Raw genomic sequence first — 16,381 nt, forward strand, 5'->3', positions numbered from 1 at the left:
GAGCCTCCATGAACCAAGACAATCCGCTGCTGACCGACGACGCGCTGCCGGCGTTTTCCCGCATCCGCCCCGAACACGTGGCGCCGGCGATCGACGCCATCCTCGCCGGCGACCGCGCCGCCATCGACGCACTCGTCGCCCCCGGCGCGCCGCGCGATTTCGCGCACGTGATGCTGAGCCAGGAGCGGCTGGAACAACGCCTCGCCCGCGCCTGGGCGCCGGTGTCGCACCTGCATTCGGTGGTCGACAGCGCCGCGCTGCGCGAGGCGTACGGCCCGGCCGAGGAAAAGCTCACCGACTACGGCCTCGAACAGGGCCAGAACCGCGACCTGTATGCCGCGGTGCAGGCGGTGGCCGACGCGCCGGCGTTCGCCGCGCTGGGCCGCCCCGAACGCGCGCTGGTGGAACACGCGCTGCGCGATTTCCGGCTTTCCGGCGTGGCGCTGGAGGAGCCGGCGCGCTCGCGCTTCCGCGAGATCGGCGTAGAGCTCAGCAAGCTCTCCACCGAGTTCTCCAACGCGGTGCTGGACGCCACCGACGCCTGGCACGAGCACGTCACCGACGAGCGCGACCTGGCCGGTATCCCCGAGTCCGGCCGCGCGGTGCTGCACCAGTACGCGAAGGAGCAGGAGCTGGACGGTTACCTGGTCACGCTGAAGCAGCCCAGCGTGCAGACCGTGCTCACCTACGCGGACAACCGCGGCCTGCGCGAGCGTGTGTACTGGGCCTACCAGACCCGCGCTTCCGACCAGGGCCCGTACGCGGGCAAGTACGACAACTCCGCGCGCATCGAGCGCATCATGGCCTTGCGCCACGAGGCCGCGAAGCTGCTCGGCTATGCCAATGCGGCGGAGGAATCGCTGGCCACCAAGATGGCCGGTTCGCCTACCGAGGTGATGGAATTCCTGCACGACCTCGCCGCGCGCGCGAAGCCGGTGGCGCAGCGCGAGCTGGCCACGCTGCGCGAGTTCGCGCGCACCGAGCTGGGGCTGGACATGCTGGAGCCGTGGGACGTGGGCTACGCGTCCGAGAAGCTGCGCCAGCAGAACTACGACCTCGACGAGGAGCAGCTCAAGCCCTACTTCGCGCTGCCCGCTGTGATCGACGGACTGTGGGCCATCGTGCACAAGCTCTACGGCATCCGCCTCGCCCCGCGCGAGGGCGTCGATGTGTGGCACCCCGATGTGCGCTACTACGACGTGAAGGACGCCGACGGTCGCGTGTTCGCCGGTGCCTACGTCGATCTCTATGCGCGCAACGGCAAGCGTGGCGGCGCCTGGATGGATGTCTGCCGCGCCCGCTTCGACGACGGCGACGCGAAGCAGTTGCCGGTGGCCTTCCTCACCTGCAACTTCGCGCCGCCCACCGAGGGCCGGCCCGCGCTGCTCACCCACGACGACGTGCTCACCCTGTTCCACGAGTTCGGCCATGGCCTGCACCATCTGCTGACCGAGATCGCGCTGCCCTCGATCGGTGGCATCGACGGCGTGGAGTGGGACGCGGTGGAACTGCCCAGCCAGTTCATGGAGAACTTCGGCTGGAACCGCGAGGCGCTGGACCTGTTCGCGCGCCACTGGCAGACCGGCGAAGAGCTGCCCGAGGAACTGTTCCAGCGCATGCTGGCCGCACGGCATTTCCACGCCGGCCTGTTCCTGGTGCGCCAGCTGGAATTCGCGTTGTTCGACTTCACCCTGCACCTGGGCTACGACCCCGCCGAGGGTGCACGCGCGCTGGCCGTGCTGGCCGAGGTGCGCAAGCAGGTGGCGGTGCTGCACCCGCCGGCCTGGCACCGCTTCCCGCACGCGTTCAGCCACATCTTCGCGGGCGGCTACGCGGCCGGCTACTACAGCTACCTGTGGGCCGAGTTGCTGAGCGCCGACGCCTTCGGCGCGTTCGAGGATGCGGCCAGGGATGCCGGCAGCGTGATCGATCCCGCCACCGGCGCACGCTTCCGCCGCGAGGTGCTCGCGGTGGGCGCCAGCCGCCCCGCGCTGGAAAGCTTCATCGCCTTCCGCGGCCGCAAGCCCGAACCGGAAGCCTTGCTGCGCAGCCACGGCCTGCTGGAATGACGCGGTGACCACCGGGTTGCAGTGGCGCCGCGCCCGTCCCGACGACGCCGACGTCGCGGTGCCGCTGCTGGTGGAGGCGCTGGCGGCGCTGGCGCTGGAACTGGCCGGGGCAGGCACGGCGCGCGAGGTCTGGCCGGTGTTCCGCGTGCTGTTCGCGGCACGCGGCCATCGCTACAGCCACGAGCACATGCGGGTGCTCGACGAGGATGGCGCCGCGGTGGCGGTGATCCTCGCCTATCCCGGCCGCGACGAGCCTGCGCTGGCCGCGGCTTCGCTGGCGCGGTTGCGTGAGCGCGATCCGTCGAGGGCATTGCGCCACGAGACGAAAAGCGCGCCCGACGAGTATTACCTCGACGCGCTGGCGGTGGCGCCGTCGCAGCGCGGGCGCGGTCTCGCCGCACGGATGATCGAGGCGGTGTGTGCCGAGGCGCTTGCCGCTGGACACACGCGGGCGGGCCTGCTGGTGGACGAGGCCAAACCCGGCGTCAAGAGGCTTTACCGGAAACTGGGTTTTGCCGTGGACGGCGAGCGCATGCTGTCCGGCCACCGCCATGATCACATGGTGAAGCCCTTGCGCTGAGCGCGCCCACGAAAAAGCCCGCCATGCGGCGGGCTTTTCGAGGCGGCGGAGTGCCGAAGGCTCAGGCCTTCTGCACTTCCTCGGCCTGCAGGCCTTTCGGGCCCTTGGTGACGACGAAAGTGACGCGCTCGCCTTCCTGCAGCGACTTGAAGCCGTTGCCCTGGATCGCGCGGAAATGCACGAACAGGTCTTCACCGCTTTCCGGCGTGATGAAGCCGAAGCCCTTGGCGTCGTTGAACCACTTGACCGTACCGCTCTGACGTTCCGACATGACACATACCCTTGAAACATGAATGGTTTGCGGCCAGACGCGGGAGCGCCCAACCACAACATGGAGCAGGAAATCCGGGTCCTCCCCGGCCCTTGCCCCGACGAGCTTACATGGAAAACCGCCGCGGCGGCGGCCGGGGGTGCCGGCGATTCAGCTGGCAGAGGCCGTTCACGGGCATCCCGTACAATGCCCGCATGAAGACAATGCCCGCATGAAGATCGCCTCGTGGAACGTGAACTCGCTGAAGGTGCGCCTGCCGCAGCTGACGCAGTGGTTGGCGGATGCGCAGCCGGACATCGTGGCGCTGCAGGAAACCAAGCTTGAGGACGCGAAGTTTCCCGTGGCCGAACTGGCCGCTGCCGGCTACCGCACTGTGTTCTCCGGCCAGAAGACCTACAACGGCGTGGCGATCCTCGCCCGCGAGGCGCTGGGCGAATTCGCCGACACGGTCACCGACATCCCGGGGCTGGACGACCCGCAGCGGCGCATCCTTGCCGCCAGTGTCGGCGGCCTGCGTGTCGTCGACCTCTACGTGGTCAACGGCAAGGCGGTGGGCGACGAGAAATACGCCTACAAGCTGCACTGGCTGGAACGCGTGCGCGAGTTTCTCGGCCGCGAGATCGAACACCATCCGCGCCTGGTGGTGCTGGGCGACTTCAACATCGCGCCCGCCGACCGCGACGTGCACGACCCCGCCGCCTGGGGCGAGGACATCCTGTGCTCGCCGCCCGAGCGCGCAGCGCTCAAGGCGATCACCGACCTCGGCCTCGCCGACAGTTTCCGGCTGTTCGAAGCCGAGGGCGGCCACTACAGCTGGTGGGACTATCGACAAGGTGCGTTCCGGCGCAACATGGGCCTGCGCATCGACCTGATCCTGCTCGGCGAGGCCTTGAAGCCCGCCGCCGTTGCCGCGGCGATCGACCGCGAACCGCGGCGCTGGGAACGCCCCTCCGACCACACGCCGGTGACGCTGGAACTGGATACACGATGAACACAAGCAAGACCGACTGGCCCAGTTCGCTCACCGACCACGAACTCGACGAGCTGGACCGTTACCTGCGCGCCCACACCAATGGGGAGGACGGCCGCCTGCTGCTGGACGGCGTGCACGGCCTGCTCAGCGCGCTGGCGGTGGGCCCGCTGCAGGTATTGCCGGACGAATGGCTGCCCGAGGTGCTGCACGAGCCGTTCGCCGACGAGGCCGAGGGCAACCGCGTGCTGGAACTCCTGGCCAAGCTCAACGACTCGATCAGCGCCGAACTCGATGTGGACGCCTACGAGCCCATCCTCGGCGAGATCGACACCGAAACCGGCCCCGCGCTGTCGGCGGCCGGCTGGTGCGAGGGCTTCAGCCGCGGCATCGACCTGCGCGCCGCGCTGTGGGAAGGCCGCCTCGCCGACGACCCGCAGCTGATGGAGCTGCTTGGCCCGGTGATGGCGCTGGCGGTGGACGACGGCGTGCTCAGCGCCGACGCCGAATTCGAGAAGCTCAGCGACGAGGAGTACGACGAGTGCCTCTCGCAGGTGCCTGCCGTGCTCGACGCGGTGGGCCAGTACTGGCAGGCCAGGCCTGTCACGGAAGCAGAACTCGAGGCGATGGTGCAGCGGCATGCCGAGCCCGAAGGCGGCGACAGCGCGCCACCGCGCCATCGCAGCGGGCACTGGGTGCACTGAAACCGCGACGCGGCGGGGAGGAAGCAGCACGTGAATGCCGCCTCGCCGCTCTACGAGCCGCTGAACACGCTCAAGCCGGTCGCATCCGGGCTGTGGATCGTCGACGGCCCCATCGTACGCATGGCCGCGCTGGGCGGCAGCGCACCGTTTCCCACCCGCATGACCGTGGCACGGCTGGCCGACGGCGGGTTGTGGTGCCATTCGCCGATCGCGCCTGATGCGGCGCTGTTCGCCGCGATCGACACGCTGGGTCCGGTGCTCCACCTGGTCTCGCCGAACAAGCTGCACTACACGCACATCGCCGCGTGGAAGCGGCGTTATCCCGGCGCCGTTGCCTGGGCCTCGCCCGGCGTGCGCGAACGCGCGGCCAGCCAGCGCATTGAGGTCGCCTTCGACGCCGACCTCGGCGACGTGCCGGAGCCGGCCTGGGCCGCCGAGCTCGACCAGCTGCGTTTCCGCGGCAGCCGCGTGATCGAGGAAGTGGTGTTCCTGCACCGCGCCAGCAGCACGCTGATCCTCGCCGACCTGATCGAGAACTTCGAGGCGGCAAAGCTGGGCCCGGCCATGCGCTGGATCGCGCGGCTGGGTGGCGTGCTCGACCCCGACGGCAAGACGCCGCTGGACATGCGCTTCACCTTCCGCGACCGCGCCGTTGCCCGCGTCTGCCTGCAGCGTGTCATGGCATGGCAACCGCGCCGGGTAATCCTCGCCCACGGCCGCTGCTATCCGGAACACGCCGAAGCAGAGCTGCGCCGCGCGTTCCGCTGGCTTGAGTGAACGCATCCGCCATCGTCGCCCCGGCGGAACGATCCGTTTCCGCCGGGGCGCTTGGATAAGGTGCCGCGTGCGCGCATCTTGGCGGCATCACCTCACCGGAGCATCGTCATGAGCGAACGCCGCATCATTCGCCGCATCCGCGGCATCGATACCGCCGACGGCGCGGGCGTGAAGTTGAAGCGCATCATCGGCCAGCCCGGGCTGGACATGCTCGATCCCTTCCTGCTGCTGGACGAGTTCCGTTCCGACAGCGCCGACGACTACATCGCCGGCTTTCCCGAGCATCCGCACCGCGGCTTCGAGACGGTCACCTACATGCTGGCCGGACACATGCAGCACGGCGACAACCACGGCAACCGCGGCGACCTCGTGCCCGGCAGCGTGCAGTGGATGACCGCCGGCCGCGGCATTCTGCATTCGGAGATGCCACAGCAGGAGAACGGCCTGATGTGGGGCTTCCAGCTGTGGGTGAACCTGCCAGCCACCGACAAGATGACCGCGCCGCGCTACCAGGACATCGGTCCCGAGCGCATCCCCGCGGTGCACCCGGCCGACGGCGTCACCGCGAAGGTGATCGCCGGCGAACTGGCCGGCGCCACCGGTCCGGTGGCGGGCATCGTCACCGCCCCGGTGTATCTGGACATTGCGGTCGAACCGGGCGCGCAAGTGGAGATTCCGCTGCCGGAAGGCCACCACGCCTTCGCCTACGTGTTCGACGGCACCGATGCGCAGGTGGCCGGCGACAAGCTTGCGCGCAGCGAGCTGGCGGTGCTGTCGCCGGGCGGAAGCGTGCGCATCGGCGGTCGCGAGGCAGCGGCGCGCGTGCTGCTGGTCGCAGGCCGCCCATTGGGTGAATCGGTGGCGCGCTACGGGCCGTTCGTGATGAACACGCCCGAACAGATCCACGAGGCGATCGCCGACTTCCGCGCCGGCAAGTTCTGACGCGGCGCGTCCACACTTGCCCCGGCCGCACCGGCCGGGGCCTTGTCCTGCCGCCATTGCGCCGCCTTGCGCGGACGAGCCCGGGTGGCAAAAGGCGGATCAAATCGACACCTGCAACGTGACCGCGCGCCCGGATGTGCGGCATTCCCGGGCGTGCACGCCGTTGGCCGGGCCGGCTGGTACGGCCGATGCTTGCCCTTCAGGCGAGCCGGCCGATGCCGACAAAGATGAATGAAACAGGTACTTGCAAGCAGCAGAGTACCGGCGTTAAATAAAGATTAATCTTCGCAGGTTCATGTGGCTGTATTCTCAAGTTCCTGTCAAATCACAACAATCGACAGATAACGCACTGATTTTTCTAGCCATGCTTCCCTTGATCTTCACCGCTGCCTTCAGCCTGCTCGCACTTGCCGCGATGGCGGTGAAGCACGTGCCGGACGGCCAGGTCTTCAGCCTGTACCGCCACGGCAAGCCGGTGCGCCTGCTGCAGCCAGGCACTCACGTGGTGCTGCCCTTGCTGGACCGGGTAGGACATCGCATCGATCTGGGCGGTCGCGTGCTGCGTTTCGAGGAACCGCTGGCCGACTCGCGCGACGTGCGTGGCACGGTGTACTGGCAGGTGCTGGAGCCCGAGCGTGCCGATGCGGTGATCGAGCAGGCCGACCAGCTGATCCGCCGCGGCGCGCTGGAAGCGCTGCACGGCGAGGCCGAGGCGGTGACCGGCGACCGGCGCGCGCTGGGCCAGCAACTCAAGCAGAGTCTCAATGGCACGCTGCGCGCGCGCGGCGTGATGGTGACCCGGGTGGAGCTGGATCTCGCCTGAGACGCCGCGCACTTCACGCAGGCCGCCGGAGAGCGCCGCGCGACAGGGGCCGCAAGCAAGCCTTGAACCCGCCACCCGGCGGGTTTTCCTTTTTGCCCGTCTGAATTTGGCGATCATGGATGATCGCAAGACCGTTCTGCCGGATACTGGCCGGCCCGCCATCGCCGTGGATACCGCATGACCGCCCGCGCCGCCCTGCAGCAACGCCTGGAACAGGGCATCGCCGCGCTCGGCCTCGCCCTGCCCGCTGGCGCGGTGGAGCGCCTGCTGGACTATCAGGCCCTGCTGGAGCGCTGGAACGCTGCCTACAACCTCACCGCGGTCCGCGACCCGGCCGAGATGGTCACCCGCCACCTGCTCGATTCGCTGGCGATCCTGCCGTTCGTGCAGGGCGAGACCCTGGCCGACCTCGGTACCGGCCCCGGCCTGCCCGGCATCCCGCTGGCGATCGCCGCACCGGGGCGGCAGATCCTGCTGGTGGACTCCAACGGCAAGAAGGTCCGCTTCCTGCGCGAGGCGATCCGCGCGCTGCGGCTGGATGGCGTGCGCGCCGTGCAGTCGCGGGTGGAGGACGTCGAAGGCAGCTTCGACTGCATCACCGCGCGCGCCTTTGCCAGCCTCGCCGACATGCTGGCCTGGGGCGGGCATCTGCTGGTGCCCGGCGGCACCTGGCTGGCGATGAAGGGCAAGGCGCCGGCCGAGGAATTGCCCGGCGTGCCGTCCGGCTTCGCGGTACGCGGCATCCACGCGCTGGCGGTGCCGGGGCTGGATGCCGAACGCAACCTGGTGGTGCTCGACCGCGTGGACAACTGAACCCGGCCTGCCGGGCCTGCTAATCTAGCTTCCCTTTCGCGCATACGATCGACGACATGGCACGCATCATCGCTGTCGCCAACCAGAAGGGCGGCGTCGGCAAGACCACCACGGCAGTGAATCTCGCGGCGGCGCTGGCCGCGGCGAAGCGCCGTGTGCTGCTCGTCGATCTGGATCCGCAGGGCAACGCCACCATGGCTTCCGGCGTGGACAAGCACGCGGCGCGCCCGAACGGCTGCGCGGTGCTGCTGGAGGAGGCCACGGTGGCTGACGCCGTGGTCGCCACCGACGGCCATTACGATGTCCTGCCCGGCAACGGCGACCTCACCGCCGCCGAGCTGAAGCTGATGGACACGCTGGCGCGCGAACACCGGTTGAAGGAGCAGCTGGCCACGGTGGGTGGCCGCTACGACACCATCCTGATCGACTGCCCGCCCTCGCTGAACCTGCTCACGCTCAACGCGCTCACCGCCGCCGACGGCGTGCTGATCCCTGTGCAATGCGAATACTTCGCGCTGGAAGGCCTTTCCAGCCTGCTGGAGACGGTGAAGGCGGTGCGCCAGCGGCTGAACCCGAAGCTGGAGATCGAGGGCCTGCTGCGCACCATGTACGACGTGCGCAACAACCTCGGCAACGAGGTCTCCGCCCAGCTCACCACGCATTTCGGCGACAAGGTGCTGCGCTCGATCATCCCGCGCAACGTGCGCCTCGCCGAGGCGCCCAGCCACGGCCAGCCGATCCACCTGTACGACCGCAGCTCGCGCGGCGCGATCGCCTACATCGGCCTGGCCGGCGAGGTCATCCGCCGCGAACGCGGCCTGCCGCCGGCGCCGGTGGAGCCGCATGAAGCGGACGATCCGACCGACATTACCGAGCCGTCCGCACCGGGCGTGCATGGCGTGGTGCTGAAGGCGCCCGCCGCCAACCACCAGGATTGAGGCATGGCAGCAAAGAAACGGGGACTGGGTCGCGGACTGGACGTGCTGCTCGGCGGCGATGGCGCCGCCACGCCGGTGCTGGAGCAGGAAGGCGAGCTGCGCACGCTGCCGATCCAGCAGATCCAGCCCGGCAAGTACCAGCCGCGCCGGCACTGGAACGACGAGGCGCTGGACGAACTGGCCGCCTCGATCAAGGTGCAGGGCCTGATCCAGCCGGTGGTGGTGCGTGCCATCGGCAAGCACAGCTATGAACTGATCGCCGGCGAACGCCGCTGGCGCGCCGCCCAGCGCGCCCAGCTCGCCGAGATTCCCGCGCTGGTGAAGGAGGTGCCGGAGGTCGCGGTGCCCGCGATGGCGCTGATCGAGAACATCCAGCGCCAGGACCTCACTCCGCTGGAAGAGGCCGACGCGATCAAGCGCCTGATCGAGGACTTCGACCTCACCCACCAGCAGGCCGCCGACGCGGTAGGCCGCTCGCGTGCGTCCGTGTCGAACATGCTGCGCCTCACCGAGATGCCTGAGCCGATCAAGAAGCTGCTCGACGACGGCAAGCTGGAGATGGGCCACGCGCGCTGCCTGCTCACCCTGGATGAATCCATTGCCGTGCCGCTCGCCCGCCAGGCGGCGACCCTGGGCTGGTCGGTGCGCGAGCTGGAGGACGCCGCACGCCGCGCCCAGGCCGCGCCCAAGGGCAAGGCGAAGAGCGCACCTGCGCGCGATCCCAACATCGCCGCGCTGGAGCGCGAACTGGCCGAACGCTTCGCCACCCGCGTGGAGGTGGCCGCCGCCCGCGGCGGTCGCGGCAAGCTGGTGATCCACTACCACAGCAACGACGAGCTCGAGGGCATCCTCGGCAAATTGCGCTGAAATCGCGACGCAGTTGCAGGGGCGGCGTAGGAGCGGCTTCAGCCGCGACCAAGCGGACGAATCGCGGCTGAAGCCGCTCCTACGCTACCTCGGACTAAAATACGTCCTGCCGTCGCACGGCTGCATTCGTTTCCATCAAGGCTCTGCCATGCCCCAGCTCTCCGTCGTCGTTCCTGTGTTCAACGAGCGCGACAACATCCCGCCGCTGCTCGCCGAAATCGCCGCCGCATTGCGCGGCAAGGTCGACTACGAGGTGGTCTACGTCGACGATGACTCCGCCGACGACAGCCGTGCCGTGCTCGATGCGCAGAAGGCGCAGCACCCCGAACTGCGCGTGCTGCACCACGTCACCCGCAGCGGCCAGAGCACCGCGGTGTGGAACGGCGTACGCGCGGCGCGCGGCAGCTGGATCGCCACGCTGGACGGCGACGGCCAGAACGATCCCGCCGACATCCCGAAGCTGCTCGCCGCGCGCGACACCGCGGCGCCGGAGGTGAAGCTGTTCGCCGGCTGGCGCACCACGCGGCGCGACAGCTTCAACAAGCGCATCTCCTCGAAGATCGCCAATGCGGTGCGCTCGCGCATGCTGCGGGACGCCACGCCCGACACCGGCTGCGGACTCAAGCTGTTCGAGCGCGAGGCCTTCCTGCGCCTGCCCTACTTCGACCACATGCACCGCTACCTGCCCGCGCTGGTGAAGCGCGCCGGTTTCCAGAGCACCAGCGTGCCGGTGGGCCACCGCCCGCGTACCGCGGGCGTGTCCAAGTACGGCATGCTCGATCGCCTGTGGGTGGGCCTGGCCGACCTGCGCGGCGTGGCCTGGCTGATGCGCCGGGGCAAGGTGACGAAGGTCGAGGAGCTCTGATCCACGTCACGCCCGCATGACTGCGCGGGCGTATGCTGCAACGCATACCCTTGCGGGAGTTGCGTGCATGAGCATTGCCGTGAAACGCGTCTACGAGCCGCCGGCAAAATCCGACGGCTACCGCGTGCTGATCGACCGCCTGTGGCCGCGCGGGCTGAAGAAGGACGATGTGCCGCTGGACCTGTGGGCCAAGGAGCTGGCGCCATCCACCGCGCTGCGCCAGTGGTTCGGCCACGATCCGGCGCGCTGGGAGGGTTTCCGCCAGCGCTACGCCGGCGAGCTGGACAAGCGCACCGAATACTGGCGGCCGCTGGCCGAGCGCGCCGCGAAGCATGTCGTCACCCTGCTCTACGGTGCCCGCGACGAGGAGCACAACAACGCGGTGGTGCTGAAGACTTACCTGGAAAACTGGCTGCGGACGCACGGGCCGCGTTGACGCGCGTGGCGTTGCGTTCGTGTTTTGGGTAGGAGCGGCTTCAGCCGCGACCGTGGGGGATCGCGGCTGAAGCCGCTCCTACGGCTGCGCCTGTGTCGATGGCGTGTGGCCGCGCGGCCAGTGCGCCAGCGCCGTGCGCGCCTGCTGCCGGCCCAGCTCGATGAGCTCGCGGGCACGGTAGAACTCGTAGGGGCTGGCCATGTTGCGCGGCAGCTGGATCAACAGGTCCGGCTCGTAGGCGGCGAGGCGCAGTCGCGCCATGTTCGCCTGCATCAGGTCCATCGCCTGGGTGAGCAGTTCGAGCGCGCCGGGCTCGCGCGGCGCGTCGCCGTTGCCGCCGTGCGGCATCAGCCGGCCGATGAAGGCGCCGATGCGCTGACGGTAGCCGGGCGCGTCGGCGCCTTCATCGCCGGCAGGCGGTGGTGGCGTGGGCTCGGTGGCCGCGCCGTCCACGCTCACCGCGATCAGGTAATCGGCCGGTTCGCGGATCAGCGGCGTCACCGGCACCGGGTTGAGCAGGGCACCGTCCACCAGCCGGCGACCGTTGATGTGATGCGGGCGGAATATGGTGGGGATCGCGATCGAGGCGCGGATCGCGTCGAACAGCGGGCCACGCGACAGCCACACCTCGCGCTCGCGGTCGATGTCGGTGGCTACCGCGGTGAACGCCAGCGGCAGTTCCTCGATCAGCGCGTCGCCGATCAACCCGCGCAGCGTGCCGATGATCTTCTCGCCCTTGATCAGGCCGCCGCCGGAGAAGGTCCAGTCCACCAGCCGCAGCACGTCGAACTTGGCCAGTGCGCTGACCCAGTCGCGGTAGACATCGAGCTTACCCATCGCGTGGATGCCGCCGATCAGCGCGCCCATCGAGCTGCCGGCGATCGCGGTGATGCGGTAGCCCTGCGCCTCCAGTTCCTCGATCACGCCGATATGCGCCAGTCCCTTGGCCCCGCCCGCGCCCAGCGCCAGCGCCACGGTGGGCTGGTGCCGGGTGCCGGCGGCTTCGAGGGAAAGCGGCGTGTTCATCCGTGCATTCTGCCCCGGATCGTGGTGAACGAGGCATGCATGCGGTTTTGCGCCTGCGCCGCCGTCGCGTAGCATGCAGTCTGCACCGCCGCCGCTGGCACCAGGATGACCCCGATGTCGACATCACGCCGAACGCCGCTGGCGCTCGCCCGACAGGGAGCCGCCGCATGAGCTGGCAAGCCTGGGCGGTGGTGGCCGTGATCGCGGTGGCGATGGTGCTGTTCGCCAGCGAAAAACTGCGCATCGACCTGGTGGCGCTGCTGGTGCTCGCCGCGCTGGTGGTGCTGGGTATCGTCAGTCCGGCCGAAGCGCTGTCGGGTTTCAGCAACGAGGCCACGGTGACGGTGGCGGCGATGTTCGCGCTCAGCATCGGCATCGAGCGTTCGGGCGTGCTGGAGCCGCTCAGCCGGCTGCTCATGCGCATCCGCAAGCCCTGGCTGCTCACGCTCACCCTGATGCTGGCGATCGCGCCGCTGGGTGCGTTCGTGAAGAACATCGCCCTGGTCGCCACCTTCCTGCCGCTGGCGCTGCGCGTGTGCCAGCGCACCGGCACGTCGCCGGCGCGGGTGCTGATGCCGATGGCCTACGCCGCGCAGATGGGCGGCGTGTGCACCCTGATCGGCACTTCGTCCAACCTGCTCGCCGACTCGCTGGCGCAGAAGCACGGCCTGCCCGCCTTCGGCGTGTTCGAGTTCACCGGCATGGGCGTGCTGCTCGCGGTGGCCGGCATGGTCTACCTGATGCTGGTGGGGCGCTGGCTGCTGCCGCGCCACATCGACGCCGACGAGATCGAAGAGGTGGAGATCGGCAAGTACGTCACCGAGCTCGCGCTCACCGCGCAGTCGCCGCTGCTGGGCAAGAGCATCGGCGAGGCGCAGCTGGGCGAACGCTACGGCGTGTACCCGCTGGAGCTCCTGCGTGGCGAGCGGCGCATGTGGTCGCCGCGCTCGCAGCAGATGGAGGCCGGCGACGTGCTGCTGGTACGCGGCGACTGGGAGAAGATCGAGGAGTTCCAGCGCCGCGCGCACCTGCACAACGTGCCGGAGAGCCGCTACGTGCGCGATGCCGACCATCCGCGCGTGCTCGCCGAGATCATGGTGGCGCCGGCCAGCCTCGCCGAGGGCCGGCGGCTGGCCGAGACCGACCTCGGCCGCCGCCCCGATGCGGTGGTGCTGGCGATCCATCGCCGCGGCCAGGTGCTGCGCGACAAGCTCAGCGACGTCAGCCTCGCGGTGGGCGACGTGCTGCTGGTGCTGGTGGACGAGGACAGCATGCCGCAGCTGCGCGGCGACGATGCCTTCATCGTGCTGAGCGAGCGCGACGATGCGCGGCGCATGTCGCGCAAGGCGATCGTGGCGGCGGCGATCATGGCCGGCGTGGTGGTGGTCTCCGGCCTGCGCTGGCTGCCGATCCCGGTGGCCGCGATCTGCGGCGCGGCAGCGATGGCGCTCACCGGCTGTTTCGGCCGCAAGGACGTCTACGAGGGCATGGACTGGAAGATCATCGTGCTGCTAGGCGCGATCCTGCCGCTGGGCACCGCGATCGAGAAGACCGGCCTGTCGCATGAAGTGGTCCACGCCGGGTTGGGCCTGGTCGGCAACCACGGCCCGCTCGCCGCGCTGCTGATGGTGTACCTGCTCACCGCCCTGCTCACCGAGCTGATGGGCCACAATCCCTCGGTGGTGCTGATGGTGGGCATCGCCATGAGCGTGGCGCATGCCGTGCACGCCGACCCGCGCCCCTTCGTGGTGGCCGTAGCCTTCGCCGCCGCCACCTCCTTCGCCACCCCGGTCGGTTATCCCACCAACACCATGGTGTATTACGCCGGCGGCTACCGCTTCACCGACTTCATGAAGGTGGGCATCCCGCTGATCGCGCTGTTCTGCACGCTGTCGATGTGGCTGATACCGAAGTTCTGGCCGTTCCATCCCGGCTGAGGCTTGCAGCCGGGATGACGCTGTTCGGGCAGGCCCTTACTTCGGCTCGCTCTTGATCGCATGCCCGCCGAACTCGTTGCGCATCGCCGCGAGCAGCTTGTCGGAGAACGATTCGGTGTCGCGCGAGCGCAGCCGCTCGATCAGCGAGGCGGTGATGATGGGGGCGGGCACGTCGAGGTCGATCGCCTCGTCGACGGTCCAGCGGCCTTCGCCGGAATCGACCACGTAGGGCGCGATGCCGTCCATGCTGGGGTTCTTGCCCAACGCGTCGGTGGTGAGGTCGAGCAACCAGGAACGCACCACGCTGCCGTAGCGCCAGATCTCGCCGACCTGGTGCAAGTCGAGGCCGAATTCCTGTTTGTGCGCGAGGATGGAGAAGCCTTCGGCATAGGCCTGCATCAGGCCGTACTCGATGCCGTTGTGGACCATCTTGGTGAAATGGCCGGAACCCGCCGGACCGACGCGGCCCCAGCCCTGGTTCGCGGCGGGCGCCAGCGTTTCGAAGATGGGCCTGAGCGCGTCGACGGTCTTCGCGTCGCCGCCCACCATCATGCTGTAGCCCTCCTTGAGGCCCCAGATGCCGCCGCTGGTGCCGGAATCCACGTAGCCCAGGCCGTGTCCGGCGTACAGCGCGGCGCGGCGCAACGTGTCCTTGTAGTTGGAGTTGCCGCCGTCGATCACGGTGTCGCCTTTCGACAGCAACGGCAGCAGCGCGTTGACGGTGTCATCGGTGACCTTGCCCGCGGGCACCATCAGCCACAGCACGCGCGGCGCGGGCAACGCCCTGACCAGCGCCGCCAGCGAGTCGGCGCCGCCGATGCCCTTGGCCGCCACCGCCTGGCGCGCGTCGGCGCTGGGGTCGTAGCCAGTGACCTTGTGGCCGCCACGCACCAGCCGCTCCGCCATGTTGGCGCCCATCTTGCCCAGCCCGACCATGCCCAGTTCCATCGTCTTGCTCCGCTTGTTTGAATGGATGTCGGTGACGCGCTGCGCCACCGGAAGATTTCAGGACCGCTTGCCGTGCGCGTCCAGCCAGCCGCCGCTGAAGCCGGCGGCGCGCAGGCCGTCCACGATATACCGGCAGCCGCGCAAGAGCTGCCACAGCAGGCCGCTGCGCTGGTTCTCGATCATCAGCAGGATCGGCCCGGTATTGATGCCGAAGAAATAGGGCGAGATCCAACCGCAGGCGCTGTCGCCGCCCCAGGTGGGGTTGAAGCTGGCCTCGAAGCCATAGGGGTGGCGGTCGTGCAGCGCCAGCGTGTGGATGAAGTGGTGCAGCGTGGGTAGCACGATCTCCGGGGCGAACGGCAGCGCGGCCGCCACCGCCCACGGCGACAGCGTGCCGTCATCCTGGCCCCACGGCGCACCGCGCCCGGCATAGCCGTAGAACTGGCGCTGCGTGCCGTCGATGGTGCGCGTGGTTTCGCCGGGACCGTCGCTGGCGGTGATGCCCCAGCACTGCTCGCCGTAACTCTTGAGGTTCAGCGGATTGTCGATCGCGTAGCGCTGCTGCACCAGGCTGGCGCGGCGGCTGTTCTCGAAATAGTCGATGCCCTTGCCGCGCATGAAGGCGTCCTGGATGCCGCGGAAATCGATCCACACGTGCGAGAGCTGGTGGGTGAACAGTGGCCCGCAATACAGGTAATCGATGTCGTAGGCGTGCTTCCACTCGTAGGTGGAGGCCCAGGCCTCGAATGCGGCGGGCGGCAGCGCGTGGCTGGGTGAGCCCAGTGCCAGCATGTACAGCAGCAGGCCTTCGTCGTAGCCCTGCCACCGGTGCTGGATGAAACCGCTCTCCGGCCGCCAGCCGTGGCCGATGGTGCCGTCCGCGGCCTGCGCCCAGGCCCAGTCGGCGCGACGGTACAGCAGGTCGGCCAGTTCGCGGATCTCGCGCTGCTGCGGTGTGTCGGCACGGAAGTACGCCGCCGCGGTGAGCATGCCGGCGAACAGGAAGGCGCTGTCCACCGTGGACAGTTCGCACTGCCATGCGCGCCTGCCCGTGTGCATGTCGAGGAAGTGGTAGTAGAAGCCGCGGTACCCCGTGGCATCCGCCGCCTCGCCCTGCACGCTGTCGCGGAAGAAACGCAGGGTGGCCAGGGTGCGCGCGATCGCGGTGTGCTCGTCGAGCAGGCCGCGCTCCACCGCCACCGGATACGCGGTGAGCGCCATGCCGGTGGCGGCGATGCTGGCGGGCCAGTCGGGCGCGGTCTTGTCCGCCACCAGGCCGTTGTGCGGATTCGTCTCGTACTGGAAGTAGGCCCAGGCCTTGTTCTGCAGATGCTGCAGTTGCGGGCCGGATTCCAGCGGGGGATGCGGGATGGCGGTGGGCATGCACGGAATGTGGCGAATGATCGCCGGCCAGC

At 69.1% G+C, this 16,381-nt stretch carries 17 protein-coding genes; 13 read left to right on the forward strand and 4 right to left on the reverse strand.

Going from position 1 to position 16,381, the window contains the following annotated elements:
• The first annotated feature begins 8 nt into the window (after positions 1-8).
• Positions 9-2,069: a M3 family metallopeptidase gene (locus ABQJ54_RS07865; RefSeq protein ID WP_367853746.1), complete on the forward strand. Its 2,061-nt coding sequence runs from the start codon at positions 9-11 to the stop codon at positions 2,067-2,069.
• 4 nt (positions 2,070-2,073) lie between these two features.
• The gene (locus ABQJ54_RS07870; RefSeq protein WP_367853747.1) at positions 2,074-2,649 is read left to right on the forward strand and encodes a GNAT family N-acetyltransferase; all 576 of its coding nucleotides are present in this window, start codon (positions 2,074-2,076) and stop codon (positions 2,647-2,649) included.
• Between the two features lie 61 nt (positions 2,650-2,710).
• Here ABQJ54_RS07870 and ABQJ54_RS07875 read toward each other — a convergent pair whose 3' ends face one another.
• Positions 2,711-2,920, reverse strand: coding sequence for a cold-shock protein (locus ABQJ54_RS07875; RefSeq protein ID WP_077480516.1), 210 nt, complete (start codon positions 2,918-2,920; stop codon positions 2,711-2,713).
• Between the two features lie 211 nt (positions 2,921-3,131).
• Here ABQJ54_RS07875 and xth point away from each other — a divergent pair, with 211 nt between their 5' ends.
• The 10 genes from xth (at position 3,132) to ABQJ54_RS07925 (ending at position 11,055) form a co-directional block, all read left to right on the forward strand.
• Positions 3,132-3,911, forward strand: coding sequence for an exodeoxyribonuclease III (xth, locus tag ABQJ54_RS07880; protein ID WP_367853748.1), 780 nt, complete (start codon positions 3,132-3,134; stop codon positions 3,909-3,911).
• A complete protein-coding gene (locus ABQJ54_RS07885; protein WP_367853749.1) occupies positions 3,908-4,594 on the forward strand; it encodes a YecA/YgfB family protein in 687 nt (228 codons plus the stop codon). The genes xth and ABQJ54_RS07885 overlap by 4 nt, the downstream gene beginning before the upstream one ends.
• A 30-nt stretch (positions 4,595-4,624) precedes the next feature.
• Positions 4,625-5,371, forward strand: coding sequence for a DUF4336 domain-containing protein (locus ABQJ54_RS07890; RefSeq protein ID WP_367853750.1), 747 nt, complete (start codon positions 4,625-4,627; stop codon positions 5,369-5,371).
• 108 nt (positions 5,372-5,479) lie between these two features.
• A complete protein-coding gene (locus ABQJ54_RS07895; RefSeq protein ID WP_367853751.1) occupies positions 5,480-6,313 on the forward strand; it encodes a pirin family protein in 834 nt (277 codons plus the stop codon).
• Positions 6,314-6,677: 364 nt separating this feature from the next.
• Positions 6,678-7,136 (forward strand): SPFH domain-containing protein, encoded by a 459-nt coding sequence (locus ABQJ54_RS07900; protein ID WP_367853752.1) that lies wholly within the window; start codon positions 6,678-6,680, stop codon positions 7,134-7,136.
• A 177-nt stretch (positions 7,137-7,313) separates the two neighbouring features.
• Positions 7,314-7,949, forward strand: a complete 636-nt coding sequence (rsmG, locus tag ABQJ54_RS07905; protein WP_367853753.1) for a 16S rRNA (guanine(527)-N(7))-methyltransferase RsmG — start codon at positions 7,314-7,316, stop codon at positions 7,947-7,949.
• Positions 7,950-8,005: 56 nt separating this feature from the next.
• On the forward strand, positions 8,006-8,887 hold the full coding sequence (locus tag ABQJ54_RS07910) for a ParA family protein (RefSeq protein WP_367853754.1): 882 nt from the start codon (positions 8,006-8,008) through the stop codon (positions 8,885-8,887).
• 3 nt (positions 8,888-8,890) lie between these two features.
• Positions 8,891-9,754, forward strand: a complete 864-nt coding sequence (locus ABQJ54_RS07915) for a ParB/RepB/Spo0J family partition protein (RefSeq protein WP_367853755.1) — start codon at positions 8,891-8,893, stop codon at positions 9,752-9,754.
• Positions 9,755-9,902: 148 nt separating this feature from the next.
• Positions 9,903-10,619, forward strand: a complete 717-nt coding sequence (locus ABQJ54_RS07920) for a glycosyltransferase (protein ID WP_367853756.1) — start codon at positions 9,903-9,905, stop codon at positions 10,617-10,619.
• Between the two features lie 67 nt (positions 10,620-10,686).
• Positions 10,687-11,055 (forward strand): DUF488 domain-containing protein, encoded by a 369-nt coding sequence (locus tag ABQJ54_RS07925; protein ID WP_367853757.1) that lies wholly within the window; start codon positions 10,687-10,689, stop codon positions 11,053-11,055.
• Positions 11,056-11,133: 78 nt separating this feature from the next.
• Here ABQJ54_RS07925 and ABQJ54_RS07930 read toward each other — a convergent pair whose 3' ends face one another.
• A complete protein-coding gene (locus ABQJ54_RS07930; protein ID WP_367853758.1) occupies positions 11,134-12,081 on the reverse strand; it encodes a patatin-like phospholipase family protein in 948 nt (315 codons plus the stop codon).
• A 167-nt stretch (positions 12,082-12,248) separates the two neighbouring features.
• Between ABQJ54_RS07930 and ABQJ54_RS07935 the strand changes: the two genes are divergently transcribed.
• On the forward strand, positions 12,249-14,018 hold the full coding sequence (locus ABQJ54_RS07935) for an SLC13 family permease (RefSeq protein WP_367853759.1): 1,770 nt from the start codon (positions 12,249-12,251) through the stop codon (positions 14,016-14,018).
• A 36-nt stretch (positions 14,019-14,054) separates the two neighbouring features.
• Here ABQJ54_RS07935 and gnd read toward each other — a convergent pair whose 3' ends face one another.
• Together gnd and ABQJ54_RS07945 are read right to left on the reverse strand one after the other, a co-directional pair.
• On the reverse strand, positions 14,055-14,993 hold the full coding sequence (gnd, locus tag ABQJ54_RS07940) for a phosphogluconate dehydrogenase (NAD(+)-dependent, decarboxylating) (RefSeq protein ID WP_367854410.1): 939 nt from the start codon (positions 14,991-14,993) through the stop codon (positions 14,055-14,057).
• Positions 14,994-15,023: 30 nt separating this feature from the next.
• On the reverse strand, positions 15,024-16,349 hold the full coding sequence (locus ABQJ54_RS07945; protein WP_367853760.1) for a glucoamylase family protein: 1,326 nt from the start codon (positions 16,347-16,349) through the stop codon (positions 15,024-15,026).
• Positions 16,350-16,381: the final 32 nt, after the last annotated feature.

The organism is Rhodanobacter lycopersici, from assembly GCF_040812335.1.
In the GTDB taxonomy this organism is placed as follows: Bacteria; Pseudomonadota; Gammaproteobacteria; order Xanthomonadales; family Rhodanobacteraceae; genus Rhodanobacter_A; species Rhodanobacter_A lycopersici.

Bases quoted from the DNA above. Each gene is read 5' to 3' on its own strand.
- ABQJ54_RS07910 (WP_367853754.1), top strand. From the start codon at position 8,006: ATGGCACGCATCATCGCTGTCGCCAACCAGAAGGGCGGCGTCGGCAAG.
- ABQJ54_RS07885 (WP_367853749.1), top strand. From the start codon at position 3,908: ATGAACACAAGCAAGACCGACTGGCCCAGTTCGCTCACCGACCACGAA.
- ABQJ54_RS07865 (WP_367853746.1), top strand. From the start codon at position 9: ATGAACCAAGACAATCCGCTGCTGACCGACGACGCGCTGCCGGCGTTT.
- ABQJ54_RS07925 (WP_367853757.1), top strand. From the start codon at position 10,687: ATGAGCATTGCCGTGAAACGCGTCTACGAGCCGCCGGCAAAATCCGAC.
- ABQJ54_RS07915 (WP_367853755.1), top strand. From the start codon at position 8,891: ATGGCAGCAAAGAAACGGGGACTGGGTCGCGGACTGGACGTGCTGCTC.
- xth (WP_367853748.1), top strand. From the start codon at position 3,132: ATGAAGATCGCCTCGTGGAACGTGAACTCGCTGAAGGTGCGCCTGCCG.
- ABQJ54_RS07930 (WP_367853758.1), bottom strand. From the start codon at position 12,081: ATGAACACGCCGCTTTCCCTCGAAGCCGCCGGCACCCGGCACCAGCCC.
- rsmG (WP_367853753.1), top strand. From the start codon at position 7,314: ATGACCGCCCGCGCCGCCCTGCAGCAACGCCTGGAACAGGGCATCGCC.
- ABQJ54_RS07900 (WP_367853752.1), top strand. From the start codon at position 6,678: ATGCTTCCCTTGATCTTCACCGCTGCCTTCAGCCTGCTCGCACTTGCC.
- ABQJ54_RS07875 (WP_077480516.1), bottom strand. From the start codon at position 2,920: ATGTCGGAACGTCAGAGCGGTACGGTCAAGTGGTTCAACGACGCCAAG.
- ABQJ54_RS07935 (WP_367853759.1), top strand. From the start codon at position 12,249: ATGAGCTGGCAAGCCTGGGCGGTGGTGGCCGTGATCGCGGTGGCGATG.
- ABQJ54_RS07895 (WP_367853751.1), top strand. From the start codon at position 5,480: ATGAGCGAACGCCGCATCATTCGCCGCATCCGCGGCATCGATACCGCC.
- ABQJ54_RS07945 (WP_367853760.1), bottom strand. From the start codon at position 16,349: ATGCCCACCGCCATCCCGCATCCCCCGCTGGAATCCGGCCCGCAACTG.
- ABQJ54_RS07920 (WP_367853756.1), top strand. From the start codon at position 9,903: ATGCCCCAGCTCTCCGTCGTCGTTCCTGTGTTCAACGAGCGCGACAAC.